Origin of the sequence: uncultured Microbacterium sp. (assembly GCF_947489255.1) — a bacterium.
Classification (GTDB): domain Bacteria; phylum Actinomycetota; class Actinomycetes; order Actinomycetales; family Microbacteriaceae; genus Microbacterium; species Microbacterium phycohabitans.
On sequence record NZ_CANLCY010000004.1, the window covers coordinates 552,223 to 576,675 of the forward strand.

At 69.6% G+C, this 24,453-nt stretch carries 23 protein-coding genes; 20 read left to right on the forward strand and 3 right to left on the reverse strand.

Translation table 11 applies throughout. The features are described 5' to 3' along the window. The first annotated feature begins 31 nt into the window (after window positions 1-31). From murC to Q0818_RS13040, 14 genes are all read left to right on the forward strand, one after another. The gene (gene murC / locus Q0818_RS12975) at window positions 32-1,438 is read left to right on the forward strand and encodes a UDP-N-acetylmuramate--L-alanine ligase (protein ID WP_298875501.1); all 1,407 of its coding nucleotides are present in this window, start codon (window positions 32-34) and stop codon (window positions 1,436-1,438) included. 2 nt (window positions 1,439-1,440) lie between these two features. Then, a complete protein-coding gene (locus Q0818_RS12980; RefSeq protein ID WP_298875504.1) occupies window positions 1,441-2,469 on the forward strand; it encodes an FtsQ-type POTRA domain-containing protein in 1,029 nt (342 codons plus the stop codon). 151 nt (window positions 2,470-2,620) lie between these two features. Next, a complete protein-coding gene (gene ftsZ / locus Q0818_RS12985) occupies window positions 2,621-3,808 on the forward strand; it encodes a cell division protein FtsZ (protein ID WP_076674902.1) in 1,188 nt (395 codons plus the stop codon). An 82-nt stretch (window positions 3,809-3,890) separates the two neighbouring features. Beyond that, complete coding sequence (locus Q0818_RS12990) at window positions 3,891-4,574, forward strand: YggS family pyridoxal phosphate-dependent enzyme (RefSeq protein WP_298875512.1); 684 nt, start codon at window positions 3,891-3,893, stop codon at window positions 4,572-4,574. A gap of 31 nt (window positions 4,575-4,605) precedes the next feature. Beyond that, window positions 4,606-5,079, forward strand: coding sequence for a cell division protein SepF (sepF, locus tag Q0818_RS12995; protein WP_298875515.1), 474 nt, complete (start codon window positions 4,606-4,608; stop codon window positions 5,077-5,079). Window positions 5,080-5,085: 6 nt separating this feature from the next. Continuing rightward, window positions 5,086-5,388, forward strand: coding sequence for a YggT family protein (locus Q0818_RS13000; protein ID WP_298875518.1), 303 nt, complete (start codon window positions 5,086-5,088; stop codon window positions 5,386-5,388). Between the two features lie 133 nt (window positions 5,389-5,521). Next, the gene (locus Q0818_RS13005) at window positions 5,522-6,142 is read left to right on the forward strand and encodes a DivIVA domain-containing protein (protein WP_298875520.1); all 621 of its coding nucleotides are present in this window, start codon (window positions 5,522-5,524) and stop codon (window positions 6,140-6,142) included. 13 nt (window positions 6,143-6,155) lie between these two features. Continuing rightward, a complete protein-coding gene (gene lspA / locus Q0818_RS13010) occupies window positions 6,156-6,740 on the forward strand; it encodes a signal peptidase II (protein WP_298875522.1) in 585 nt (194 codons plus the stop codon). Window position 6,741: 1 nt separating this feature from the next. Next, the gene (locus Q0818_RS13015) at window positions 6,742-7,665 is read left to right on the forward strand and encodes an RluA family pseudouridine synthase (protein WP_298875525.1); all 924 of its coding nucleotides are present in this window, start codon (window positions 6,742-6,744) and stop codon (window positions 7,663-7,665) included. Window positions 7,666-7,886: 221 nt separating this feature from the next. Further along, entirely contained in the window at window positions 7,887-11,399 is a 3,513-nt protein-coding gene (dnaE, locus tag Q0818_RS13020) for a DNA polymerase III subunit alpha (RefSeq protein ID WP_298875528.1), read from the forward strand. 104 nt (window positions 11,400-11,503) lie between these two features. After that, a complete protein-coding gene (locus Q0818_RS13025; RefSeq protein ID WP_298875530.1) occupies window positions 11,504-12,739 on the forward strand; it encodes a hypothetical protein in 1,236 nt (411 codons plus the stop codon). A gap of 213 nt (window positions 12,740-12,952) precedes the next feature. Beyond that, on the forward strand, window positions 12,953-14,254 hold the full coding sequence (gene hisD / locus Q0818_RS13030) for a histidinol dehydrogenase (protein WP_298875533.1): 1,302 nt from the start codon (window positions 12,953-12,955) through the stop codon (window positions 14,252-14,254). A 10-nt stretch (window positions 14,255-14,264) separates the two neighbouring features. Next, a complete protein-coding gene (gene nrdR / locus Q0818_RS13035) occupies window positions 14,265-14,750 on the forward strand; it encodes a transcriptional regulator NrdR (protein WP_298875536.1) in 486 nt (161 codons plus the stop codon). Window positions 14,751-14,760: 10 nt separating this feature from the next. Then, window positions 14,761-15,786: a quinone-dependent dihydroorotate dehydrogenase gene (locus Q0818_RS13040; RefSeq protein WP_298875539.1), complete on the forward strand. Its 1,026-nt coding sequence runs from the start codon at window positions 14,761-14,763 to the stop codon at window positions 15,784-15,786. Window positions 15,787-15,937: 151 nt separating this feature from the next. Here Q0818_RS13040 and Q0818_RS13045 read toward each other — a convergent pair whose 3' ends face one another. Beyond that, the gene (locus Q0818_RS13045) at window positions 15,938-16,510 is read right to left on the reverse strand and encodes a DUF3043 domain-containing protein (RefSeq protein ID WP_298875542.1); all 573 of its coding nucleotides are present in this window, start codon (window positions 16,508-16,510) and stop codon (window positions 15,938-15,940) included. Window positions 16,511-16,556: 46 nt separating this feature from the next. Between Q0818_RS13045 and Q0818_RS13050 the strand changes: the two genes are divergently transcribed. The 6 genes from Q0818_RS13050 to Q0818_RS13075 all read left to right on the forward strand — a co-directional run bounded on the left by Q0818_RS13050 (window position 16,557) and on the right by Q0818_RS13075 (window position 22,416). After that, window positions 16,557-17,951: a dipeptidase gene (locus Q0818_RS13050; protein WP_298875545.1), complete on the forward strand. Its 1,395-nt coding sequence runs from the start codon at window positions 16,557-16,559 to the stop codon at window positions 17,949-17,951. A 72-nt stretch (window positions 17,952-18,023) separates the two neighbouring features. Continuing rightward, window positions 18,024-18,389, forward strand: coding sequence for an iron-sulfur cluster insertion protein ErpA (gene erpA / locus Q0818_RS13055; protein ID WP_056227791.1), 366 nt, complete (start codon window positions 18,024-18,026; stop codon window positions 18,387-18,389). A gap of 166 nt (window positions 18,390-18,555) precedes the next feature. Further along, window positions 18,556-19,434 carry a cytochrome c oxidase subunit II gene (coxB, locus tag Q0818_RS13060; protein WP_298875549.1) on the forward strand — a complete coding sequence of 293 codons (879 nt, stop codon included), beginning with the start codon at window positions 18,556-18,558 and terminating at the stop codon, window positions 19,432-19,434. A gap of 2 nt (window positions 19,435-19,436) precedes the next feature. Next, complete coding sequence (gene ctaD / locus Q0818_RS13065) at window positions 19,437-21,200, forward strand: cytochrome c oxidase subunit I (RefSeq protein ID WP_298875551.1); 1,764 nt, start codon at window positions 19,437-19,439, stop codon at window positions 21,198-21,200. 3 nt (window positions 21,201-21,203) lie between these two features. Further along, on the forward strand, window positions 21,204-21,620 hold the full coding sequence (locus Q0818_RS13070; RefSeq protein WP_298875553.1) for a cytochrome c oxidase subunit 4: 417 nt from the start codon (window positions 21,204-21,206) through the stop codon (window positions 21,618-21,620). A gap of 4 nt (window positions 21,621-21,624) precedes the next feature. Further along, window positions 21,625-22,416: a protein phosphatase 2C domain-containing protein gene (locus Q0818_RS13075; RefSeq protein ID WP_298875556.1), complete on the forward strand. Its 792-nt coding sequence runs from the start codon at window positions 21,625-21,627 to the stop codon at window positions 22,414-22,416. A gap of 284 nt (window positions 22,417-22,700) precedes the next feature. Here Q0818_RS13075 and Q0818_RS13080 read toward each other — a convergent pair whose 3' ends face one another. Both Q0818_RS13080 and Q0818_RS13085 read right to left on the reverse strand, forming a co-directional pair. Continuing rightward, complete coding sequence (locus Q0818_RS13080; RefSeq protein WP_298875558.1) at window positions 22,701-23,705, reverse strand: alpha/beta fold hydrolase; 1,005 nt, start codon at window positions 23,703-23,705, stop codon at window positions 22,701-22,703. 183 nt (window positions 23,706-23,888) lie between these two features. Next, window positions 23,889-24,296: a rhodanese-like domain-containing protein gene (locus tag Q0818_RS13085; RefSeq protein WP_298875560.1), complete on the reverse strand. Its 408-nt coding sequence runs from the start codon at window positions 24,294-24,296 to the stop codon at window positions 23,889-23,891. Between the last annotated feature and the right edge of the window lie 157 nt (window positions 24,297-24,453).

Genomic DNA, 24,453 nt, shown 5'->3' on the forward strand with positions numbered 1-24,453 from the left:
GCAGGATCGGCGACGTAAACTCACTCACGCCATGATCAGACCCGACCTGAGCCTCCCCATCCCCGAGACCATCACCTCCGCGCACTTCATCGGCGTGGGGGGATCGGGCATGTCCGGCCTCGCCCGTATGTTCCTCGACCGCGGGATCCGAGTCTCCGGCTCCGACCGGGCCGACAGCGCCGCCCTGCGCGACCTCGCCGCCCGCGGCGCGACCGTCCATGTGGGTCACGACGCCGCCCACCTGGGCGATGCCGACACGGTCGTGCACACCGGGGCGATCTGGCCCGAGAACCCCGAGTTCGTCACCGCCAAGCAGCGGGGACTGCACGTGATCCACCGCTCTCAGGCGCTGCACTGGCTGATCGGCGGGCGCCGCCTCGTCTCGGTCGCCGGAGCCCACGGCAAGACCACGTCCACCGGCATGATCGTCACCGCCCTGCGCGCGCTCGAACTCGACCCGACGTTCGTCAACGGCGGCGTCATCGCCGATCTCGGCGCCTCGAGCGGCACCGGCTCCGACGACCTCGTCGTCATCGAGGCCGATGAGTCCGACGGGACCTTCGAGTTGTACGACACCTCCGTCGCCCTCATCACCAACGTCGACCCCGACCACCTCGACCACTACGGCTCGCGCGACGCGTTCGACGCCGCGTTCGCCCGTTTCGCGGATGCCGCGAGCGAGGCCGTGGTCATCTCGGCCGACGATCCCGGAGCCCGCGCGGTCCGCGAGCGCATCACGCACGCGAACGTCGTGACCTTCGGCGAGGACGAGAGCGCCGACGTGCGGCTCAGCGGCATCCGGACCGAGGGCCCCGTCGCCTTCACGCTGACCGCGGGCGAGGAGAGCGTCGAGGTGCGTCTGCGCGTTCCGGGCGCCCACAACGCCGTCAACGCCGCGGGCGCCGTCGCGGTGCTGCGCGTTCTCGGTCATGCGCTCGCCGACGCGGCGCGCGCCGTGGAGGGCTTCGGCGGCACGGTGCGACGCTTCGAGCTGCACGGCGTCGAGCACGGCGTGAGCGTCTACGACGATTACGCGCACCACCCGACCGAGGTGGCGGCCGCCCTGTCGGCCGCGCGCACGGTCGTGGGGGAGGGGCGCCTGATCGCGATCCAGCAGCCGCACACCTACTCGCGCACGCAGGAGATGTTCCGCGAGTTCGCCGAGGTGCTCGAGTCGCACGCCGACCACACCGTCATGCTCGACGTGTACGGCGCGCGCGAGGATCCCGTGCCCGGGGTGACGGGGGAGCTCGTCAGCGGTGCCTTCGCCGACCCTTCGCACGTGCACTACGTGCCCGACTGGCAGGCCGCCGCCGACTACACCGCCGAGATCGCCCGCCCCGGCGACTACGTCATCACCCTCGGTTGCGGCAACGTCTACCAGATCATCCCGCAGGTGCTTCAGGCCCTGTCCCGCGCCGAGGCGCCGGCGGTCTGAACGTGCGTCGGCCCTCGCCCCTGCCTCCGCCCCCGGAGTCCGAGCGCGCCGCGGCGAGAGCCCGGAGCGAGCGCTCGTCCGCGACGGAGTCGCGCGAGGGCGTCCGCGACGAGCGGCGGGACTCCACCACCGGCGACGACCGGCGCGCACCCGAGGCGCGGCATCCCGCGTCCGAGACCGCCCCGGTCCTCCCGCTCGTCCGCGCCGCCGACGCCTCGACGGCCCGGGAGCCGCTCGCCCCCGAACGATCGGCGGCGGATGCCGAGGGTGCGAGTCTGCGCGACGTGTGGCGGGCCTCGCGTGCTCGACGCCGAGCCCTGTCGGCCGAGGTCAAGCGCTTCACCGTGCGCCAGCGTCGTCGCCGGCGCGTGTGGATCGGCGTGGGCGCGGCCTTCCTCGTCATGGTGCTCGGCACCGCCGGAGCGGCCTACAGCCCGCTGTTCGCGGTGGAGCGCATCGACGTCGTCGGCACCTCGCAGCTCGACCCGGCCGCGGTCGCCGACGCTCTGAGCGCCCAGGTCGGAACGCCGCTGGCGATGGTCGACGACAGCGCGGTGAAGGCCGCGCTGGTGCGCTTCCCCCTCGTGGAGTCGTACACGCTCGAGGCCCGACCGCCGCACGACCTGGTCGTGAACGTGGTCGAGCGCACGCCCATCGGCGCCCTGCAGACACCGGCCGGTTTCACCGTGGTGGATGCCGCCGGCGTCGCGCTGTCGACCACCCCCGACGCCCCGGCGGGGCAGCCCCTGCTCGAGATCGACGGCGGCACCGCGTCGGCGGCCTTCCACGCGGCCGGTCGCGTCATGCGCGCCCTGCCCGACGCGGTGCGCGCGCAGGTCACCGGCGTGACGGCATCCACTCCGGACGACGTCACGCTCACCCTCGGCGCGACGGGGTCGCGCGTGGTGTGGGGCAGCGCCGACCGGTCGGCCGAGAAGGCGATCGTGCTCGACCGTCTGATGACGCAGAGCCCGCCCGATCGCGCCAAGGAGTACGACGTCACCTCGCCCGAGGCGGGCGTCGTCCGCTGATCTCGAAGGCGATCGTCCGACACTCCGCGTGTCGAGCGAGCCGTGTCGGTTCGGCGACCTACCTTCGGACTAAGGAATTGCATACCGGGCAATTCTTTAACCCTCAACATGAGGTTTAGAGTTTCGGGTTCGGGGACAAATGGAGGCCGGCATGAGCCACAACCAGAACTACCTCGCCGTGATCAAGGTCGTCGGTGTGGGCGGGGGCGGCGTCAATGCCGTCAACCGCATGATCGAGCTCGGCCTGCGCGGCGTGGAGTTCATCGCGATCAACACCGACGCGCAGGCGCTGCTCATGAGCGACGCCGACGTCAAGCTCGACGTGGGCCGCGAGCTCACGCGCGGCCTGGGCGCCGGTGCGGATCCCGAGGTGGGCCGTCGTGCCGCCGAGGATCACGCCGAAGAGATCGAGGAGGCCCTTCGCGGGGCCGACATGGTCTTCGTGACAGCGGGTGAGGGCGGCGGTACGGGCACCGGTGGCGCCCCGGTCGTGGCCAAGATCGCCAAGTCGATCGGCGCGCTGACGATCGGTGTCGTCACCAAGCCCTTCTCCTTCGAGGGTCGCCGTCGCCAGAGCCAGGCCGAGGCGGGCGTCGGGCGCCTGAAGGAAGAGGTCGACACCCTCATCGTCGTCCCCAACGACCGCCTGCTCGAGATCAGCGACCGCGGCATCTCGATGATCGAGGCCTTCGCCACGGCCGACCAGGTGCTGCTCGCCGGTGTCCAGGGCATCACCGACCTCATCACCACCCCGGGTCTGATCAACCTCGACTTCGCCGACGTCAAGTCGGTGATGCAGGGCGCCGGCTCCGCGCTCATGGGCATCGGTTCCTCGCGGGGAGCCGACCGCGCGATCAAGGCGGCCGAGCTCGCCGTGGAGTCGCCGCTGCTCGAAGCCTCGATCGAGGGCGCCCACGGCGTGCTCCTGTCGATCCAGGGCGGATCGAACCTCGGAATCTTCGAGATCAACGACGCCGCGCAGCTGGTGAAGGAGGCCGCGCACCCCGAGGCCAACATCATCTTCGGTACGGTCATCGACGACACCCTCGGCGACGAGGTGCGCGTCACGGTCATCGCAGCCGGCTTCGACGGGGGAGAGCCCTCCCTGCGCATCGACGCCGTCGGCGCGCAGCGTCCGGCCTCGGCGCCGGTGGTGCCGGTGATCCCCGCCGACGACGTGGCTCGCGACCTCGACGCCGCGGAGGAGCAGAAGGCCGCCACGGAGCGCGCTCCCGAGCGTCGCCCCGAGCCCGCGCCCGTCACCGCGCGCGTGCCCGAGACCTCGTACGACAACGGCTACGCCGACGACGACCTCGACGTGCCCGACTTCCTGAAGTAAGCACCACCCGAGTACGCACGAACTCTCCGACGAAAGCGGGTCCGGTCTCCACCGGGCCCGCTCTCGTCGTCGAAGGAGCAGCATGGACACCGCTCTCGCCGATCGGCTCGCCGCCGTCGACGCGCGCATTCAGGATGCCGCCCGCTCCGCGGGCCGCGATCCCGCCGGCATCACCCGCATCGTGGTGACGAAATTCCACCCGGCGTCCCTCGTGATCGATCTGCACGCCTTGGGGGTGCGCGACGTGGGCGAGAACCGGCAGCAGGAGCTCACCGCCAAGCGCGCAGAGCTCGATGGCATCCGGGATCTGACCTGGCATTTCATCGGTCAGGCGCAGACGAACAAGGCCCGCGCCGTGCGGGCGGCGGCCGATGCCGTGCACTCGGTCGATCGAGAGCGCATCGCCGACGCGCTCGATGCGGCGGGCGGCGACTCGCCGCTCGATGTCTTGCTGCAGGTGAATCTCACCGACGACACCGGCCGCGGAGGCGTCGCCCCCGACGGGGTGGAGGCTCTCGCGACGCACGTCGCCGCTCTGCCGAGCCTTCGTCTGCGCGGGGTCATGGCGGTCGCTCCCCTGGACGAGGAGCCCGCGCGGGCCTTCGAGCGGCTCCGGCGTTCGGCCGATGCGGTCCGCGCCGTCGTCGCGGACGCCGTGTGGATCTCCGCGGGCATGACGGGCGATTTCCCCGAGGCGATCGCGATGGGCGCGACACACCTGCGGATCGGCTCCGCAATCACGGGTCCGAGGCCCGTGCGCGACTAGCCTCGGACCAGACGATCGAACGGAGGATGCGATGTCGAACCCGCTGAAGAAGACGATGGTGTACCTGGGCCTCGCCGACGAGGAAGAGACCTACGAGGAGACGGCGCCGCAGCCCATCGCGCGCAAGCAGACGGCACCCACCGCTGCTCCCCTCGAGAAGGCCGCTCCGGTGACCCCGCTGCACCGCCCCGCCGTGGTGCGCCAGCCGTCGGCCGGTCCGGTCAGCGAGATCCTCACGGTGCACCCCAAGCAGTACCGCGACGCCCAGACGATCGCGGAGAACTTCCGCGAGGGCATCCCGGTCATCATCAACCTGTCGCAGATGAGCGACGCCGACGCGCGTCGCCTGATCGACTTCGCGAGCGGACTCTCGCTCGGGCTGTACGGCCGCATCGAGCGGGTGACGAGCAAGGTCTTCCTGCTCTCGCCCGAGAACATCGCCGTGTCCGGCGACGGTGCGATCGCGCAGGCCGACCCCGAGGCTGCGCCGTTCGCGTCCCAGTAAGCGATCGTGGCCGTCCTGAGCCTGGTCGGCTCCATCCTCAGCGCGCTGCTGTTCATCTACATCGTGCTGCTGCTCGCGCGCCTCGTGCTCGAGTACATCCCCATGTTCAATAGGGAGTGGCGCCCGCGCGGTGCCACGCTCGTGTTGGCTGAAATCGTCTACACCGTGACGGATCCGCCCATCAAGCTGGTCCGCCGCATCATCCCACCCCTGCGCATCGGGGGGATCGCGATCGATTTCGGATTCGCGATCGTCATGTTCGTCTGCTTCATGCTGCTGAGCGTGACGCGGTCCCTCGCGGCCGCGTGAGCGCCCGCCGCCGTCCTCTCGACAGTGCCCTTCGACACTGACGGAGGGCGGCGGCTATGCTGTTCCGAAGCGGTACGCCCCGGTGCGACACCCCCAACAGTTCCGAATCAGAGCTCTCGAAAGAGGAAACACCATGGCACTGACCCCCGATGACGTCGTCACCAAGCAGTTCCAGCACGTGCGCTTCAAGGAGGGCTTCGACCCCGACGAGGTCGACGACTTCCTCGACGAGATCGTCGTCGAGTGGCGCAAGACCATCGCCGAGAACGAGGAGCTGAAGGCCAAGCTCGCCGCGTTCGAGTCCGGTGAGGCCGCTCCGGCCACGGTCGCCGCTCCGGTGGCCGAGGAGCCCAAGGCCGAGGAGCCCGCTCCGGTCGAGACCCCCGCGCCGGCCCCCGCCGCCCCGGTGTCCTCCGACGCCGAGCCCGCCGCGCAGAGCGCCGGCATCATCGAGCTCGCGCAGCGTCTGCACGACGAGCACGTCGCAGAGGGCAAGGCCCAGCGCGACCAGCTCATCGGCGAGGCGCAGGCGCAGGCGGCATCCATCGTCGCCGAGGCCGAGCAGAAGGGCCGCGAGGAGCGCGCCCGTCTCGAGAAGGAGCGCGTGACGCTCGAGAGCCGCATCACCGAGCTGCGCAACTTCGAGCGCGACTACCGCTCGCAGCTGCGTTCGTACATCGAGGGTCAGCTCCGCGACCTCGACACCACCGCGTCGTCGTCGGGCTCCACGCCCGTGTCGGCGATCGGCCTGTAAGTCGACAAACTCTTTGCGCAGTCGATCTCCTCTGCGACCGGCGGCGGCCGGCATCGTCATCGCGATCCTCGCGGTGGTGGTGCTGGCCGCCGACCAGTTGGCGAAGACCGTCGCCATCGACAACCTCCCCGCGGAGCGCGTCGTGCCGGTGCTCGGTGACGCCCTACAGTTCTACCTCGTCCGAAACCCCGGCGCCGCGTTCTCGCTCGGCGAAGGGGTGACCTGGGTGTTCACGATCGCCCTCGCGGTCGTGGCGGCCATCATCGTCTTCCTCGCCCTCCGCCGTGTGCGATCGCGCCTGTGGGCCGTGGTGCTCGGCCTGCTGCTGGGCGGGGTCCTCGGCAACCTCACCGACCGCCTGCTCCGCGAGCCGGGTTTCCCCGTCGGGCACGTCGTCGACTTCATCTCGACGCCGTGGATGATGCCGGCGATCTACAACGTCGCCGACATCTTCATCGTGTCGATGATGATCTCCGTCGCGATCCTCGTGCTCTTCGGGCTCCGCCTCGACGGCACTCGTGAGACGCGCGCATCGCGCGCCGCCGAGGCGCAGGCCGCCGGTGACGTCGACGCGTCGTCCGATCCCGGCCCGCGCTGACATGGACTCCCGCAGCCTCCCCGTCCCCGACGGGCTCGACGGAACGCGCATCGACCAGGCTCTGGCCAAGATGCTCGGATTCTCCCGCACCTTCGCGGCCGAGGTGGCCGACGCCGGGGGCGTGAGCGTCGACGGCCGGACGGCCGGACGATCCGACCGCCTCCGTGCCGGTTCGTGGCTCACGGTGGAGTGGGAACCCAAACGCGAGCCCGAGATCGTGCCGGTCGCGGTTCCCGATCTCGGCATCGTGCACGACGACGACGACATCGTCGTGGTCGACAAGCCCGCCGGGGTCGCGGCGCACCCGTCCCTCGGATGGGAGGGGCCGACCGTGCTCGGCGCCCTCGCCGCGGCGGGCTTCCGCATCGCCACGAGCGGTCCGGCCGAGCGACGCGGGATCGTGCACCGTCTCGACGCGGGGACGAGCGGTCTGATGGTCGTCGCGAAGACCGAACGCGCTTACACGCTGCTCAAGAGCGCGTTCAAAGAGCGCGAAGTGGACAAGATCTACCACGCGGTGGTCCAGGGGCATCCCGATCCGCTCGCCGGGACCATCGACGCGCCCATCGGTCGCCACCCGCACCACTCGTGGAAGTTCGCCGTCACCCCCGACGGCAAGGACTCGGTCACCCATTACGAGACCCTCGAGGCCTTCCCCCGCGCGTCGCTGCTCGAGATCCATCTCGAGACCGGGCGCACGCACCAGATCCGCGTGCACATGGCCGCTCACCGGCATCCGTGCGCCGGCGACCCGCTCTACGGTGCCGACCCGACGCTCTCCGCGCGCCTGGGGCTCACCCGCCAGTGGCTGCACGCCCACCGGCTCGCCTTCACGCATCCCGGCACGGGGGAGTGGGTCGAGTTCGAGTCGCCCTACCCGGCCGACCTGGCGCGGGCACTCGAGATCCTCGGCGACGGCGTCTGATACCGCGCCGAGCGGGTCGGCGTCGCGTGCTGCGCGGTCGGTCGCAGGGGCCGATCCGGGACGGATGCCACGCGTGGCCCCGCTCGCCGACCCCTCCGCATGTCGCGGTCCGTGCTCTGCTCGCGCGGTCGCACGGCGACGCGCCCGGGAGGGCGGTGCCGACTGGGCGTCCGCCCCGAACATCCACGGCCGATGTCGGAGGCCGAACGTAGACTCGACGCGTGGCAGCTGACTCCTTCGCTCACCTTCACGTGCACAGCGAGTACTCGATGCTCGACGGCGCGGCGCGCATCGGGCCGATGGTCCAAGAAGCCGTCAAGCAGGGCATGCCGGCCATCGCCGTCACCGACCACGGCAACACCTTCGCGGCCTACGAGTTCTACAAGACCGCGAAAGACGCCGGCATCAAGCCGATCATCGGCATCGAGGCCTACGTCACTCCCGGAACCCACCGTTCCGACAAGTCCCGCGTGCGGTGGGGCACCCCCGAGCAGCAGAGCGACGACGTCTCGGGCTCGGGCGCCTACACGCACATGACCCTGCTGTCCGAGACGACCGAGGGCATGCACAACCTCTTCCGGTTGTCGTCGCGCGCGAGCATGGAGGGCTACTACTTCAAGCCCCGCATGGACCGCGAGCTGCTGCAGACCTACAGCAAGGGTCTGATCGCCACGACCGGCTGTCCCTCGGGCGAGGTGCAGACGCGCCTGCGACTCGGCCAGTACGACGCCGCCAAGGCCGCCGCGGCGGAGTTCCAAGACATCTTCGGCAAAGAGAACTACTTCGCCGAGATCATGGACCACGGCCTGTCGATCGAGCGGCGCATCATGGGCGATCTGCTGAAGATCGCCAAAGAGCTCGACATCCCGCTCGTCGGCACCAACGACCTCCACTACACCCACCAGCACGACGCGACGAGCCACGCGGCCCTGCTGTGCGTGCAGTCGGGCTCGACGCTCGACGACCCCAAGCGCTTCAAGTTCGACGGCGACGGCTACTACGTCAAGTCCGCCGCCGAGATGCGCCAGGTCTTCCGCGACAACCCCGAGGCGTGCGACAACACGCTGCTCATCGCCGAGCGGTGCGAGGTCGAGTTCGACACCTCCGCCAACTACATGCCGCGCTTCCCCGTCCCCGAGGGCGAGACCGAGGGCAGCTGGATGATCAAAGAGGTCGAGAACGGTCTCCACGACCGCTACCCCGGCGGCATCCCCGACGCGGTGCGCAAGCAGGCCGAGTACGAGACCGACGTCATCCTGCAGATGGGGTTCCCGGGCTACTTCCTCGTGGTCGCCGACTTCATCAACTGGGCCAAGAACAACGGCATCCGCGTGGGGCCCGGGCGTGGGTCGGGAGCCGGCTCGATGGTCGCGTACGCGATGAAGATCACCGACCTCGACCCGCTGCAGCACGGCCTGATCTTCGAGCGCTTCCTCAACCCCGACCGCGTCTCGATGCCCGACTTCGACGTCGACTTCGACGACCGCCGCCGCGGCGAGGTGATCCAGTACGTCACCGAGAAGTACGGCGACGAGCGCGTCGCGCAGATCGTCACCTACGGCACGATCAAGGCCAAGCAGGCGTTGAAGGATGCCGGGCGCGTCCTCGGCTTCCCGTTCAGCATGGGCGACAAGCTCACCAAGGCCATGCCGCCGGCCGTCATGGGCAAAGACATGCCGCTCGACGGCATGTTCAACCCCGAGCACCCGCGCTACAAAGAGGCGAGCGAGTTCCGCACCCTCATCGAGACCGACGCCGAGGCCAAGACGGTCTTCGACACCGCTCTCGGACTCGAGAACCTCAAGCGCCAGTGGGGCGTGCACGCGGCCGGCGTGATCATGTCGAGCGAGCCGCTCATCGACATCATCCCGATCATGCGCCGCGAGCAGGACGGCCAGATCGTCACGCAGTTCGACTACCCCGCGTGCGAGTCGCTCGGCCTGATCAAGATGGACTTCCTGGGGCTGCGCAACCTCACGATCATCAACGACGCCCTCGACAACATCGCGGCCAACCGCGGGCATCCCCTGGTGCTGGAAGACCTCGACCTCGACGACGCGGCATCCTACGAGCTCCTCGCGCGCGGCGACACGCTGGGCGTGTTCCAGCTCGACGGCGGGCCCATGCGGTCTCTGCTCAGGCTCATGCGCCCCGACAACTTCGAGGACATCTCGGCCGTGCTGGCGCTCTACCGCCCCGGTCCCATGGGTGTGAACTCGCACATCAACTACGCGCTGCGCAAGAACAAGCAGCAGGAGATCGAGCCGATCCACCCCGAGCTCGAGGAGCCGCTGGCCGACATCCTCGACACGACCTACGGCCTGATCGTGTATCAGGAGCAGGTCATGGCGGTCGCCCAGCGCGTCGCCGGCTACACGCTCGGCCAGGCCGACCTCTTGCGCCGCGCGATGGGCAAGAAGAAGAAGAGCGAGCTCGACAAGCAGAAGGAGATCTTCTTCGGCGGCATGACCGAACGCGGGTTCGGCGAGGTCGCGCAGCAAACGCTGTGGAAGGTGCTCGAGTCGTTCGCCGACTACGCCTTCAACAAGGCGCACACCGCGGCCTACGGTCTCGTGTCGTACTGGACGGCCTACCTCAAGGCGCATTATCCCGCCGAGTACATGGCCGCCCTGCTGACCAGCGTCGGCGACTCGAAAGACAAGATGGCGGTGTACCTCAACGAGTGCCGCCGCATGGGCATCAAGGTGCTGCCGCCCGACGTCAACGAATCGATCCGCTTCTTCGCCGCCGTCGGGGAAGACATCCGCTTCGGTCTCGGCGCGGTACGCAACGTCGGCACCAACGTGGTCGACGGCATCGTGTCTGCCCGACAGGATGCCAAGTACACGTCGTTCCACGACTTCCTGTCGAAGGTTCCGATGCACGTGGCCAACAAGCGCACCGTGGAGTCGCTGATCAAGGCGGGCGCGTTCGACTCGCTCGGGTCGACGCGTCGAGCGCTGGTGGAGGTGCACGAGGACGCGTGCGAGGGCGCGGTGCTCGACAAGCGTCGGGAGGCCAACGGCGAGGTCGGGTTCGACTTCGACTCGCTGTGGGACGAACCGCAGCAGGTCGTGAAGGTGCCCGAGCGTCCGGAGTGGACCAAGAAGGACAAGCTCGCGTTCGAGCGCGAGATGCTTGGACTCTACGTCTCCGACCACCCGCTCGCGGGCCTGGAGGTGCCTCTCGCCAAGCACGCCTCGACGTCGATCCACGATCTCCTCGCGTCCGAAGACGTGCAGGATGGCGATCAGGTCACGGTGGCCGGTCTGCTCACCAGCGTGCAGCACCGCGTCGCGAAGCAGAGCGGTAACCCCTACGGCATGGTCACCGTCGAGGACTTCAACGGCGAGGTGACCGTCATGTTCATGGGGAAGACGTACGCCGAGTTCGCCCCGGTGCTGCAGGCCGATTCGATCCTGGTCGTGCGCGGACGCGTCTCGCGACGCGACGACGGACTCAATCTGCACGCCCAGAGCGCCTTCGCCCCCGATCTCGAGGGGCTCGACGAGACGGGCGGACTTACGTTGGTCGTGCCCGAGCAGCGCGCGAACGAGGCGTTGGTCGGCGAGCTGGCGCAGATGCTGCGTCGCCACTCCGGCTCGACCGAGGTGCTTCTCAAACTGCACAAGGGCGGCACGGCCAAGGTGTTCGAAGTCCCGATGCCCGTCCGCGTCACCGCCGACCTGTTCGGCGAGCTCAAGGGCCTGCTCGGGCCCAACTGCCTCGGCTGACCCCACGATCGGTGCGCCGCTCGAGCGTCGCAACCCCAGCAGACGCTGAAGACCCGCCGGTTACGATGTCCGGGCGCTGCGGCGCCCTGGGTGAAAGGACCCCCGTGAACGATCAGTACCCCCACGACACCTCCGAGCCCGACCGCGATCACGATCACGCCGACCCGACGACCGCATCCGGTGCGCCGTCCGTGTCCGATGAGGCCGACCCCTCCGCGGTCCGCGGCGCGGACTCGACCGCCTCCGCCGATCACCCCCCGGTGGCCCCGCCGGCGCCGGAGACGTCCTCCGCGTCTGCTCACGCGCACACCGATGCGTCGGCACCCGCTCGCACGGGCACCGTGTCGTACGGCGTCGGTCCGTTCTCCGTGCGCGAAGTCGCCCTGCTGGGTGTCTGGGTGGTGGCGTTCTTCGTCTCGTTCTTCCGCACGAACATCCTCGACTCGCCGTCGGGCGTCCTCATCGGCGGCGGCAACGTGTGGCTCTCCGGACTGTGGTGGATCCCCGCGGTGGCTCTGCCCACCGTCGCGGTCGGCCTCCTCGTGCTGCGGCGTCTGTCGCCGCAGGGCATCCGCCGGGTCGGCTCGCTCGGCATCGACCAGTTCGCCTCGGTGGCGTTCACGGTGTCGGCCCTCATCTGGGTCTCGTGGGTGTGGGACACCGTGGCGGTCTTCGACCAGACCGGCATCTGGACGCGCTCCTGGGTCATCTGGGTCGAGGCCGTCGTGCTGCTGGCCGGCGTCGTGCTCACCGTCTTCGCCCCGGTGATCCCGCCGTTCTCGGCTGACTTCCGCGGTCGCGAGGAGATCCCCGCGCACCGCAACGCCCGTCCCATCCGCCCGGTCGTCCCGCGTCCGCGCGCGCCGCGGGCCCCGCGTCCGGTCACCGGGCCCGACGCCGGCGCCGCGACGCCCGAGGCCGAGGCTCCCACGCCCGGCAGCTACACCGGTTCGACCGACCTCCCGCATGACGACGCGGCGCCGGCGACCTCGGTGCTCCCCGCGACGCGCGGCGACGACACGGCCACCGACATCTTCGCGCCGTTGCACGCCGACACCGGAGCCGTGAGCACGTACGACACGGGACGCGAGACCGGTCGCGAGGCGTCCGACGATTCCCGGGGTGCGCCCGAGGGCGACGACCACCCGCACGCGCAGGCGTTCTGGGCGCTCGCGCCCGAAGAGCGCGAGATCGTCGACGACTACGGCACGCCCATCTTCCGGATCGGGTCGACGGCGTGGGCGCTCGTGATCGAGGATCGCGGCGAGACCTTCGTCGTTCGTCACGACGACGGCCGGATCGGTTATCTGCACGACGTGTCGGGCGTGACCCGGGGCTGAGGACTCGGGCGTGACCCGAAGCTGACATCGGGAGAGGGCGGAGGTCTCACGACCCCCGCCCTTTCGCGTGGGGGCGCTCAGACCCGCGGGCCGGTGCGTACGGGCCGAACCGGGGGGGGGATGCGAGGGCTCCGCCGGTGGGCAGGCTGAGCGCCCGCTGCGAGCCTGTGGACTGCGCGGAGGGGCTCCTGCTCGGCCGGTAGCCTTGGAGCCATGCTCCGCACGATCGATCTCCGCGGCCGCGTCCTCTCGCCGGCCGAGCTCCTCGCAGTCGTCCCGCGCGCCGATGCCGCGCGTGACGAGGCCCTCGCCACCGCCGCCCGTCTGGTCGCCGACGTGGCCCACCGGGGCGAAGAGGCTCTCCGCGAGCAGGCGGCGCGCTTCGATCGTGTCAGCGACCACGCCATCCGCGTGCCCGCGGATCACCTCGACGAGGCGCTGCGCGACCTCGATCCGCAGATCCGCGCCGCCCTCGACGAGGCCATCTCGCGCGTGCGCACGGCATCCGCGGCGCAGGTCCCGGTCCCGGTCGTGACCGAGCTCGGCGACGGTGCCCGTGTGACGCAGCGCTGGCAGCCGGTGCGTCGCGTGGGCCTCTACGTGCCCGGCGGCAAGGCCGTCTACCCCTCGAGCGTCGTCATGAACGCCGTCCCGGCGCAGGTCGCCGGTGTCCGCGAGGTCGCCCTCGCCTCCCCGCCGCAGGCCGACTTCGGCGGGCGCGTCCACCCGGTCATCCTCGCCGCGGCACGTCTGCTCGGTGTGACCGAGGTCTACGCGATGGGGGGCGCCGGCGCGATCGGCGCGTTCGCGCACGGTGTCGCCGAGATCGGCCTCGATCCCGTGGACGTCGTCACCGGCCCGGGCAACAACTTCGTCGCCTCGGCCAAGCGCGCCGTCGCGGGGCGCGTGGGCACCGATTCGGAGGCCGGTGCCACTGAGATCCTCGTCGTGGCCGACGCCACCGCGACCCCCGCTCTCGTCGCCGCCGACCTCGTCAGCCAGGCCGAGCACGACGAGCAGGCGTCGGCCGTCCTCGTGACCGACTCGCCCGCACTGGCCGAGGCCGTACGCGCGGCCCTCCCGGCGCGCGTCGCCTCGACCCGTCACACCGAGCGCGTCACCGCAGCATTCCACGGGCCGCAGTCGGCGGTCGTGCTCGTCGACGACATCGCACAAGCGACCGCCTTCAGCAACGCCTACGCGCCCGAGCACCTCGAACTGCACCTGGCCGACCCGCGTCCCGAGGACTTCGTCAACGCGGGAGCCGTCTTCGTCGGTCCCTACACGCCGGTGAGCCTCGGCGACTATCTCGCCGGGAGCAACCACGTGCTGCCGACCGGGGGACAGGCGCGATACAGCGCGGGCCTCTCCGCAGCGACGTTCCTGCGCCCCCAGCAGGTGGTCGAGTATGACCGTTCGGCGCTCTCCCGAGTCCGGGATGCCATCGTGACCCTCGCCGACGCCGAGGCCCTCCCCGCGCACGGCGAGGCCGTGACCGCGCGGTTCGACGACTGAGGGAGAACCCATGCACTGCCCCTTCTGCCGCAACCCCGACTCCCGCGTCATCGACTCGCGAACGAGTGACGACGGGCTGAGCATCCGTCGTCGACGTCAGTGCCCCAAGTGCGGTGGTCGGTTCTCGACGGTCGAGACGGCGAGTCTCAACGTCATCAAGCGGTCGGGAGTGGTCGAGCCGTTCAGTCGCGAGAAGGTCATGTCGGGCGTCCGCAAAGCCTGTCAGGGCCGCCCCGTCACCGACGCCGATCTCGCGGTGCTGGCGCAGCAGGTCGAGGAGGCGATCCGTCAGACGGGGTCGTCGCAGATCGAGGCGAACGAGATCGGATTGTCGATCCTCGGACCGCTGCGCGAACTCGACGAGGTGGCGTACCTGCGCTTCGCGAGCGTGTACCAGGGGTTCGACTCGCTCGACGATTTCGACGCGGCGATCGCCCAACTGCGCGCCGACCACGCGGAACGCCCGGCGAACGACGACCGCGACGTCGTCCAGTAGCCTGGCGGGGATGTATCCCCTTCTCTTCCGCACGGTCCTCTCGCGTCTCGACCCCGAGTTCGCGCACCACCTCGGTGCGCTCGTCATCCGGGTCGCCGGGGTCGAGCCCCTGGCATCCGTCGTCCGTCGCGCCACCGCCCCCGGCGCCGACCAGCGGGTGCAGGCGCTCGGCCTGACCTTCGATTCGCCGTTCGGGGTGGCCGCGGGCTTCGACAAGAACGTCACGATGGGCCGCGGGCTCGGCGCGCTCGGCTTCGGCCACGTCGAGGTCGGCACGGTCACCGCGCTGCCCCAGCCGGGCAATCCCAAGCCGCGCCTGTTCCGGCTCGTCGCCGATCGCGCGGTGATCAACCGCATGGGGTTCAACAACGACGGTGCCGCCGCCGCAGCCGCGCGGCTGCGCCGCCTGCGCCGAGCCCGTCGTCGCCCGGTCATCGGCGTGAACATCGGCAAGAGCCGGGTCGTCGCCGTCGAGGATGCCACGACCGACTACGTCCGCAGCGCTCGGCTGCTCGCGCCGCTGGCCGATTACCTCGTCGTCAACGTCTCGTCCCCCAATACGCCCGGCCTCCGGGGGCTCCAGGCCGTCGAGACGCTCCGCCCCCTGCTGACCGCGGTGCGCGACGCGGCGGGGGGCACCCCGCTCCTGGTCAAGATCGCCCCCGACCTCGACGACGACGAGGTGCGCGACATCGCCCGTCTCGCCGTCGACGCGGGCCTGGCCGGCCTCATCGCCACCAACACCACCATCGCCCGCTCCGGTCTGACGACGGATGCCGCGACCGTCGAGGCCGCGGGTGCGGGCGGGCTCTCCGGTGCGCCGCTGAAGCAGCGCGCGCTCGAGGTGCTCCGCCTGGTGCGCGAGGCGGTCCCGGCCGAGTTCGTCGTGATCTCCGCCGGGGGAGTGGACACCGCCGACGACGTCCGCGATCGTCTCGCCGCCGGTGCCACCCTCGTGCAGGGCTACACGGCGTTCCTCTACCGCGGACCCCTTTGGGCGCGTCAGATCAATCGCGGTCTCGCCCGCTCGCGCTGACCCGTTCCTGACCGGCCGCTGGCTCGTCGACGTGGCGGTGCACCGCGCGTAGGCGCCGGTCGGCCGCCTGCGCGCGGAGGACGACACGGCATCCGACCCGAGAACGACGAAACGGCGCACCTTCCGGTGCGCCGTTCCGCGAAGCGGGGGATCAGGCGGGGTACTGACCGCGCTTGACCTGAGCCTTCGGCAGGCGCATGAAACGCATCTGCACGGTGCGCATCGCCGCGTACCACCCGAGACCCTTCTCGAGGCGGCTCTCGCCGAACTTCTCCTTCGCCGCGCGCTTGACGCGGATCGAGGTGATGATCATGTCGCCGATGACGAAGAGGATGAAGATCCAGAGCGCGACGAACGACCAGTACTGGAAGAACTGCACGGGGATGAGCGTCGCGACGATCACGAGCACCATGAACGGCATGACGCCCTCGCCGAGGTGCCAGCCGGCATCCACGAAGTCACGAGCGAAACGACGCTGCGGCCCGCGGTCGCGGACGGGAAGATAGCGCTCCTCGCCGGCTGCCATGCCGATGCGGGCCTTCTCGCGCTGCGCCGCCAACTCGGCGCGGGCGCGGGCCTTCGCCTCCTTGGTGTCGGGGACGAGGGGGCGCTTGCGGGCGGCCTCCTGCTCGGCGCGCGAGGGCGTCGCTCGGCCCTTGCCCGATCCGAGCGCCGTCGAGTCGACGGGGGTGTCGTTGGGGGCGGGTGCGGGAGACTTGGCCACGGGAAACCTCGGTGATTCGCTGGTCGGGAGACTTAAGATTACCCGCATGACCCTCGACCTGTCCCGGCAGGAGGCTGTGCAAAAAGCAGCCGACGCCGGCATCCCCTCCGCCCTGGCCGATCTCGGCTCCCTCGTCCGCATCCCGTCGATCGCCTGGCCGGCCTTCGATCAGACCGCTCTGGTCAAGAGCGCCGACGCGGTCGCCGCCCTCCTCCAGGGCACCGGCGTGTTCGATTCCGTCGCGGTGACCCGCGCCCGGATCCCCGGCACCGACGAGATGGGGCAGCCGGCCGTGCTCGCCACGCGCGCCGCCCGCAATGGCCGACCGACCGTGCTGCTCTACGCCCACCACGACGTGCAGCCCCCGGGAGACGAGGCGCTGTGGGACTCGCCGCCCTTCGAGCCGACGCTGCGCGACGGGCGCCTGTACGGACGCGGTGCCGCCGACGACAAAGCCGGCATCATGGCGCACGTCGGCGCGATCCGGGCCGTGTCCGAGGTCCTCGGCGACGACCTCGACCTCGGCCTCGCCGTGTTCATCGAGGGGGAGGAGGAGTACGGCTCGCGCTCCTTCGGCCAGTTCCTCTCCGACAACGCCGAAGCGCTGCGTTCCGACGTCATCGTGGTGGCGGACTCGGGCAACTGGGACGAGCGCACGCCCGGCCTGACGGTGTCGCTGCGCGGCAACGCGCGCTTCACGCTGACCGTGCGCACGCTGGCCCACGCCTCGCACTCCGGGATGATGGGCGGAGCCGTCCCCGATGCCATGCTCGCGACCGTGAAGCTGCTCGCCACGCTGTGGGACGACGACGGCGCCGTCGCCGTCGAGGGTCTCGCCACCCGCGACGCCGACACGCCCGACTACGACGAGGCCACTTTGCGCGCCGAGTCCGGCCTGCTCGAGGGCGTCAGCCCCATCGGACGCGACTCGATCCTGAGCCGCATCTGGAACAAGCCGTCGATCACCATCACCGGCTGGGACGCCACCCCCGTCGAGGCCGCGTCGAACACCCTCGCGCCGCAGACGAGCGTCGTCATCAGCGCGCGCGTCGCCCCCGGTCAGGATGCCGAAGAGGCTTTCGCCGCGGTCCAGGCGCACCTGCGTGCTCACGCGCCGTTCGGCGCGCAGCTCGATTTCAGCGACGTGGACTGCGGCGACTCCTTCCTCGTGGACACCGGAGGGTGGGCCGTCGAAGAAGCACGCGCGGCGTTCGCCGACGGTTACGGCGTCGAGTCGGTGGACGTCGGAATCGGAGGGTCCATCCCCTTCATCTCCGACCTCGTCCGCGAGTTCCCCGCCGCGCAGATCCTCGTCACGGGCGTCGAGGATCCGCACGCGCGCGCGCACAGCCCGAACGAGTCGCTGCACCTCGACACGTTCCGCAACGCCCTGGTCTCGGAAGCGCTGCTGCTGGCGCGACTGAACGACCGGACCGTCTGATCGGGGCCGCGGGGACGGGACAGGCGTAGACTTGCCTCGTCCCCGCGACCGATCAACCCGAAGGGCATCGCCATGACCGACACCACTCTGTCGTCCTCCGCCGAGACCCGCGAGCACGGCGTCGGCCTGACCGCGGCCGCCTCCGACAAGGTCAAGAGCCTGCTGTCGCAGGAAGGCCGCGACGACCTCCGCCTGCGCGTCGCTGTGCAGCCCGGCGGCTGCTCCGGCCTCATCTACCAGCTCTACTTCGACGAGCGCTACCTCGACGGCGACAAGGTCGTCGACTTCGACGGTGTCGAGGTCATCGTCGACGACATGAGCGTCCCGTACCTCGACGGTGCGAACATCGACTTCAAGGACACGATCTCGGAGCAGGGCTTCACGATCGACAACCCCAACGCGCAGGGCTCCTGCGCCTGCGGCGACAGCTTCCACTGAGCTCGGTCGGCGTCCTCCGACGTCGGCGTCACGGACCCCCGGGGCCACGGTTCGCACCGTGGAACCCGGGGGTTTCCGATGTCTCGGCACTGGACGAATGGCCAGAGAACGGTGAGAGGTTGCCGTAGACTGTCAAAGCTTTATCCACGACCCGGAAAGGTGCATTGTGCCCTCCAAACGTCGCCTTCGCTGGGCCGCGCTCCCTCTCGGGATCGCGTCCGTCGCACTCCTCTCGGGCTGCACCACTTCCCAGCTGCACGGATTCCTGCCCGGCTTCGTCGATGACGGCCCGGCCGCGACGAACCACACCGACATGGTCGCCGGACTGTGGGTCAACTCGTGGATCGTGCTCCTCGCCGTGGGTGTCGTCACCTGGGGCCTGATGCTGTGGTCGGTCATCGCCTACCGCCGTCGTCGCGGCCAGTCGGGTCTGCCCGTCCAGCTGCGGTACAACATGCCGATCGAGATCTTCTACACGATCGTGCCGCTCATCCTGGTCGTCGGCTTCTTCGCCTTCACGGCGCGCGACCAGAACACGCTCGAGACCCAGTACGAAGACCCCGACGTGTCCATCACGGCCTACGGCAAGCAGTGGGCGTGGGACTTCCAGTACAACGGCGAGAAGGAAGACAACTCCGACGCCGTCTACTCGATGGGTGTCCAGGCGAAGGCCACCGCCGACGGTTACGACCTCGACGACGTGCCGACGCTGTACCTGCCGGTGAACAAGACGGTCAAGATCGACCTCCGCTCGCGCGACGTCATCCACTCCTTCTGGATCATCGACTTCCTCTACAAGAAAGACATGTACATCGGTCGCGACAACGAGTGGTCCTTCACGCCCACTCGCGAGGGCACCTACGAAGGCAAGTGCGCGGAGCTCTGCGGCGAGTACCACTCGGCGATGCTCTTCAACGTCAAGGTCGTCAGCGAGACCGAGTACAACGACTACCTGAACTCCCTGCGCCGCGCCGGCGACGTGGGCGACATCAGCGACCTGTCGCGTCTGCAGAACCTGACCACCGGCGTCGAAGGGAACGAGTGATCATGGCCACGACGCTTCCGCTCCAGGGGACCGGGCCCTCGCGCCCGACGACTCTCCCGCCGCGTCAAGCCGCACTGCTGAGCACCACGCGTGTGGAGCAGAAGGGCAACCTGGTCGTCAAGTGGATCACCTCCACCGACCACAAGACCATCGGGTACATGTATCTGATCGCCTCGGTGATCTTCTTCATGCTCGGTGGAGTGATGGCGCTCATCATCCGCGCCGAGCTGTTCGAGCCCGGGATGCAGATCATCCCGACCAAAGAGCAGTACAACCAGCTGTTCACCATGCACGGCACGATCATGCTGCTCATGTTCGCGACGCCGCTGTTCGCGGGCTTCGCGAACGCGTTGCTGCCCCTTCAGATCGGCGCCCCCGACGTGGCGTTCCCGCGTCTGAACGCGTTCGCGTTCTGGCTCTTCCTCTTCGGCTCCACCATCGCGGTGTCCGGCTTCCTCACCCCGCAGGGTGCGGCCGGCTTCGGATGGTTCGCCTATCAGCCGCTCGCGAATGCGAGCTTCTCGCCCGGCGTCGGCGGCAACCTCTGGATGCTCGGTCTCGGCATCAGCGGTTTCGGCACGATCCTCGGTGCGGTCAACTTCATCACGACCGTGCTCACGATGCGGGCCCCGGGAATGACCATGTGGCGCATGCCGATCTTCTCGTGGAACACGCTCATCACGAGCATCCTGATCCTGCTCGCGTTCCCCGTGCTCGCCGCGGCGATCTTCGCGGCCGCCGCCGACCGTGTGCTCGGTGCGCACATCTACAGCCCCGAGAACGGCGGCGTCCTGCTCTGGCAGCACCTGTTCTGGTTCTTCGGTCACCCCGAGGTCTACATCATCGCGCTGCCGTTCTTCGGCATCGTCTCGGAGATCTTCCCGGTGTTCAGCCGCAAGCCGATCTTCGGCTACAAGACCCTCGTGTACGCGACCATCGCGATCGCCGCGCTGTCGGTGGCCGTGTGGGCGCACCACATGTACGTCACGGGTGGCGTGCTGCTGCCGTTCTTCGCCCTGATGACGATGCTCATCGCGGTGCCGACCGGTGTGAAGATCTTCAACTGGATCGGAACGCTGTGGCGCGGCTCGGTGACCTTCGAGACGCCGATGGTCTTCGCCCTGGGCTTCCTGGTCTCGTTCGTCTTCGGTGGTCTCACCGGCGTGATCCTCGCCTCGCCCCCGCTGGACTTCCACCTGTCCGACTCGTACTTCGTGGTCGCGCACTTCCACTACGTGGTCTTCGGCACCGTCGTGTTCGCGATGTTCGCCGGCTTCTACTTCTGGTGGCCCAAGTGGACCGGAAAGATGCTCAACGAGCGTCTGGGGATGGTGCACTTCTGGCTGCTGTTCGTCGGCTTCCACATGACCTTCCTCATCCAGCACTGGCTGGGTGTCGACGGAATGGCTCGTCGCTACGCGGACTACGCCGCGGCCGACGGATGGACCTGGGAGAACCAGCTGTCGACCGTGGGCTCGATGATCCTGGGTGCGTCCATGATCCCGTTCCTGCTCAACGTGTGGATCACGGCCCGCAAGGCGCCGCGCGTGACCGTCGACGACCCCTGGGGCTATGGAGCATCGCTCGAGTGGGCGACGTCGTGCCCGCCGCCGCGTCACAACTTCACGTCGATCCCGCGCATCCGCAGCGAGCGTCCCGCCTTCGACCTCAACCACCCCGAGGCCGGTATCCCGGTCGGTGTGGGTCCGGTCAAGGACGCCCCCGATACGCCCGTCGTCGACGCAGCTGCCGGAGAGGTCAAGTAATACATGCGTACCAACGTCAACCTCTGGTGGATCATCGCGGTGTTCTCGTTCGTCATCGCGGCGGTCTACACCGTCTGGAGCCTGCTCCAGCACGGTGGCGTCGAGTGGGTCGGAACCGTCGCCCTGGCGTTCCTCGGCCTCATGTCGTCGATGATCGCGTTCTACATCGGCCGCGTCCTCAAGGCGCAGCGCGGTGACCTGCCCGAAGACATCCTCACGGCCGACATCGATGACGGCGACCCCGAGATGGGCGAGTTCAGCCCGTGGTCGTGGTGGCCCATCGTGCTCGCAGCCTCCGCGGCGATCGCCGTGATCGGCCTCGCCGTCGGCAGCTGGCTCGTCCCCGTCGGGTTCGCGGTGTTCGTCGTCGCCATCGTCGGCTGGGTGTACGAGTACTACCGCGGGTACTTCGCGCGCTGATCCTGTGCCCGTCCGTCTGAGAGCGGCTGCCGTCTCCGACGCCGGCGCCCATCGTCCCACCAACCAGGACGCCGCCTTCGCGGCGTCCTGGGGTGCGGCGGTGGCCGACGGCGTCGGCGGTGGTCCGTCGGGAGACCTTGCGTCCGCGGCCCTGATCCACCGTCTCGTGGCGACGAGCGGGGGAGGGCTGGATGCCGATGGCCTCCTGGTCCGTATCCGCGAAGCCAACTGGGACATCCGCGCCCACGTCGAACGCGATCCCGCGCTCGAGGGGATGGCGACGACGTTCACCGGCATCTTCCTCAGCCTCAGCGGGGAACTGCTGCTCGCTCACACCGGCGACTCGCGCGCCTACCTCCTCCGGGACGGGGAGTTCACGCGAGAGACCCGTGACGACTCCTACGTCCAGGCTCTTGTCGATCACGGGATCATCCCTCCCGAGGCTGCCGCGGCGCACCCCCGCCGAAACATCATCACCGCCTCGCTCGGTGGTGCGGAAGGCGATGTCGTCTCGGTCGCCGAACGTCCTCCGTTCGTCGGCGATCGATGGGTCCTGTGCAGCGACGGACTGACGGACTACGTGCCCGAAGCCGATGTGGCGCGACTGATCGCTGAGGCGCCCGACGCCCGTTCCGCCGCAGCGTCGGCTGTCGCCCTGGCGCTCGAGGCCGGCACCCGTGACAACGTGACTGTGGTCGTGTGCGACGTCGTCGACGACGACGAGACCGAGGCCGGCGAACCCATCTTCTTCGGGTCGGCAGCGCGCTGGTTCGCCGAAGACGTCGAGACCGCCTGACCGCCTGACCGCCACGCGGCGTGATCCGCCGTCGCTCCCGGCGATGCCGGGGTGGGCCGCGGTCGGCTTCGAGAGTTCGTGTGATTTCCAGTCGTGGCCTCCGGTGATGCCCGGGTGGGGCCACGAGCGGCTTGAAGGTCGTGTGATCTTCGGCCGTAGCCTCCGGCGATGCCGGGGTGTGGGCCGCGTTCAGCTTCGAGGGTGCGTGCGATCGTCGGCCGTCGCGCCGGGCGACGGTGACGAGAACGTTTCTCCGGTTCCGCTGTCCGCGCGAACGTCGCCTCTCATTCGGGCGACGCCAGGGTGAGGAGTTTCCGCCCTCGACGTCGGTCCGAGCGCGGATCGTCGCGCGCGAAGGCGTCCATGGCATCCTGAGCGATCTGCGCGCTGCGCGGCCCGCCGTGCCCGTCCTCCTCGACGATCTCGAGCCTGCTCCCCGGCCACGAGCGGTGCAGCTGCCAGGCGGTGCGTGCCGGACCGCTGATGTCGCGCCGACCGTGCACGAGCACTCCCGGGATACCGCTCAGTTCCCCGATCCGCGCGAGCACCGCGCGGTCGCCGGGGAGGAAGCAGTCGCGCGCCCAATAGTGGGTCACGAGCGTGGCGAAATTTCGTCGCTGACGTGGATCGTCGTGCAGGTAGGGTCCGGGACCCGCGAGGGGACCGAGTGACATATGCGTGGCCTCCCACTCGTCCCAGCGGTCTCCGGCGTCGCTCCGGACCGCGGGGTCGGGGTCGCGGAGGAGCCGTGCGTAGCCCTCGATCGTGCGCTCATCGGCGCGCAGGGGCTCGCGCAGTCGGGCGTGGGCCTCGGGAAACACCGGTTGCATCCCGTCGGTGATCCAGTCGATCTCCCACCGTCCGCCGCTCGTGACCGCCAGGTTGACCACCTCGCTCACGCGTTGCGGGTACTCCAACGCATAAGCCAAGGCCAGCGTGGACCCCCAGGAGACGCCGTGCAGCAGCCACCGGTCGACGGAGAGGTGTTCGCGCAGGGCCTCGAGATCGTCGAGGAGGTGCGTCATCGTCTGCGTTTCGAGAGTGGCGAGATCGTCCGCGGCCCAGGGTGTGCTCCGCCCGCATCCCCGCTGATCGAGTCCGATGATGAGGTGGGATCGTGGGTCGAAGCGTCGACGGTATCCGCCGCGGCCGAGGCCACCCCCGGGCCCACCGTGCAGGTACAGGGCCGGTCGGCCCGCGGGATTTCCGGACAGTTCCCAGTACAGGCGCGCGCCGTCGGGTCGATCCAGATATCCGGACGCGAACGGGTCGAGAGGGGGATGCTGCATCGACGCAGCCTACGGGAGATCACCGCCCGTCAGCTGCGCGCCGACGTCGGATGCCCACGAGCGTCAGCGTCGAACGCCTGTCCGCGACGACCCGCCGACCGGCCCGTACGCACGGTAGCTTCGGCGCGCACGGCGATGGCGCATGACCATCAGCCGCGCGCCACCATCAGCCGCGCATGACCATCAGCCGCGCACGACCATCACTGTGGGGTCGAAGACGCGATCGAGCGGCCCGTGATCGTTCTCGATCGGCTGCCCCTCGCGCATCCAATACTCGTAGCCGCCGATCATCTCGCGCACGCGGTAGCCGAGCTCTGCGAACGCGAGGGCGCCCTTCTGCCCGGCGTTGCATCCCGGGCTCCAGCAGTACACGACGACGTCGACGTCGCCGTCGATCTCGAGCGGGGCACGGGAGGCGATGTCGCGATACGGCATGTGCAGCGCGCCGGGAATGCGTCCCTGGGCCCAGGCGTCGTCTCCCCGCACGTCCACCAAGACGAAGCGGTCAGCGGCCTTCTGTGCGGCGTACACGTCCGAGGGGTCGGTCTCGTGTGCGAGCCGGTGGCGGAAGTAGTCGAGAGCGTCGGTCATCCCTTCACGCTAGGGCTGCAGTCACGGTGCGGGGGAGAGGCCTGGATGCCAGGCCGCCTCGTCTTCCTGCCAGACATCGTGGTGGGTGCGCGGAAGGGGCATGGATGTCGGTCCGTTCGTCTTCGCACGGGCACGCGCGGGCGTGCGCGAGGACGGG

Bases quoted from the DNA above. Each gene is read 5' to 3' on its own strand.
- murC (WP_298875501.1), top strand. From the start codon at position 32: ATGATCAGACCCGACCTGAGCCTCCCCATCCCCGAGACCATCACCTCC.
- ftsZ (WP_076674902.1), top strand. From the start codon at position 2,621: ATGAGCCACAACCAGAACTACCTCGCCGTGATCAAGGTCGTCGGTGTG.
- Q0818_RS12990 (WP_298875512.1), top strand. From the start codon at position 3,891: ATGGACACCGCTCTCGCCGATCGGCTCGCCGCCGTCGACGCGCGCATT.
- sepF (WP_298875515.1), top strand. From the start codon at position 4,606: ATGTCGAACCCGCTGAAGAAGACGATGGTGTACCTGGGCCTCGCCGAC.
- Q0818_RS13005 (WP_298875520.1), top strand. From the start codon at position 5,522: ATGGCACTGACCCCCGATGACGTCGTCACCAAGCAGTTCCAGCACGTG.
- Q0818_RS13015 (WP_298875525.1), top strand. From the start codon at position 6,742: ATGGACTCCCGCAGCCTCCCCGTCCCCGACGGGCTCGACGGAACGCGC.
- hisD (WP_298875533.1), top strand. From the start codon at position 12,953: ATGCTCCGCACGATCGATCTCCGCGGCCGCGTCCTCTCGCCGGCCGAG.
- nrdR (WP_298875536.1), top strand. From the start codon at position 14,265: ATGCACTGCCCCTTCTGCCGCAACCCCGACTCCCGCGTCATCGACTCG.
- Q0818_RS13040 (WP_298875539.1), top strand. From the start codon at position 14,761: ATGTATCCCCTTCTCTTCCGCACGGTCCTCTCGCGTCTCGACCCCGAG.
- Q0818_RS13050 (WP_298875545.1), top strand. From the start codon at position 16,557: ATGACCCTCGACCTGTCCCGGCAGGAGGCTGTGCAAAAAGCAGCCGAC.
- erpA (WP_056227791.1), top strand. From the start codon at position 18,024: ATGACCGACACCACTCTGTCGTCCTCCGCCGAGACCCGCGAGCACGGC.
- ctaD (WP_298875551.1), top strand. From the start codon at position 19,437: ATGGCCACGACGCTTCCGCTCCAGGGGACCGGGCCCTCGCGCCCGACG.
- Q0818_RS13070 (WP_298875553.1), top strand. From the start codon at position 21,204: ATGCGTACCAACGTCAACCTCTGGTGGATCATCGCGGTGTTCTCGTTC.
- Q0818_RS13080 (WP_298875558.1), bottom strand. From the start codon at position 23,705: ATGCAGCATCCCCCTCTCGACCCGTTCGCGTCCGGATATCTGGATCGA.
- Q0818_RS13085 (WP_298875560.1), bottom strand. From the start codon at position 24,296: ATGACCGACGCTCTCGACTACTTCCGCCACCGGCTCGCACACGAGACC.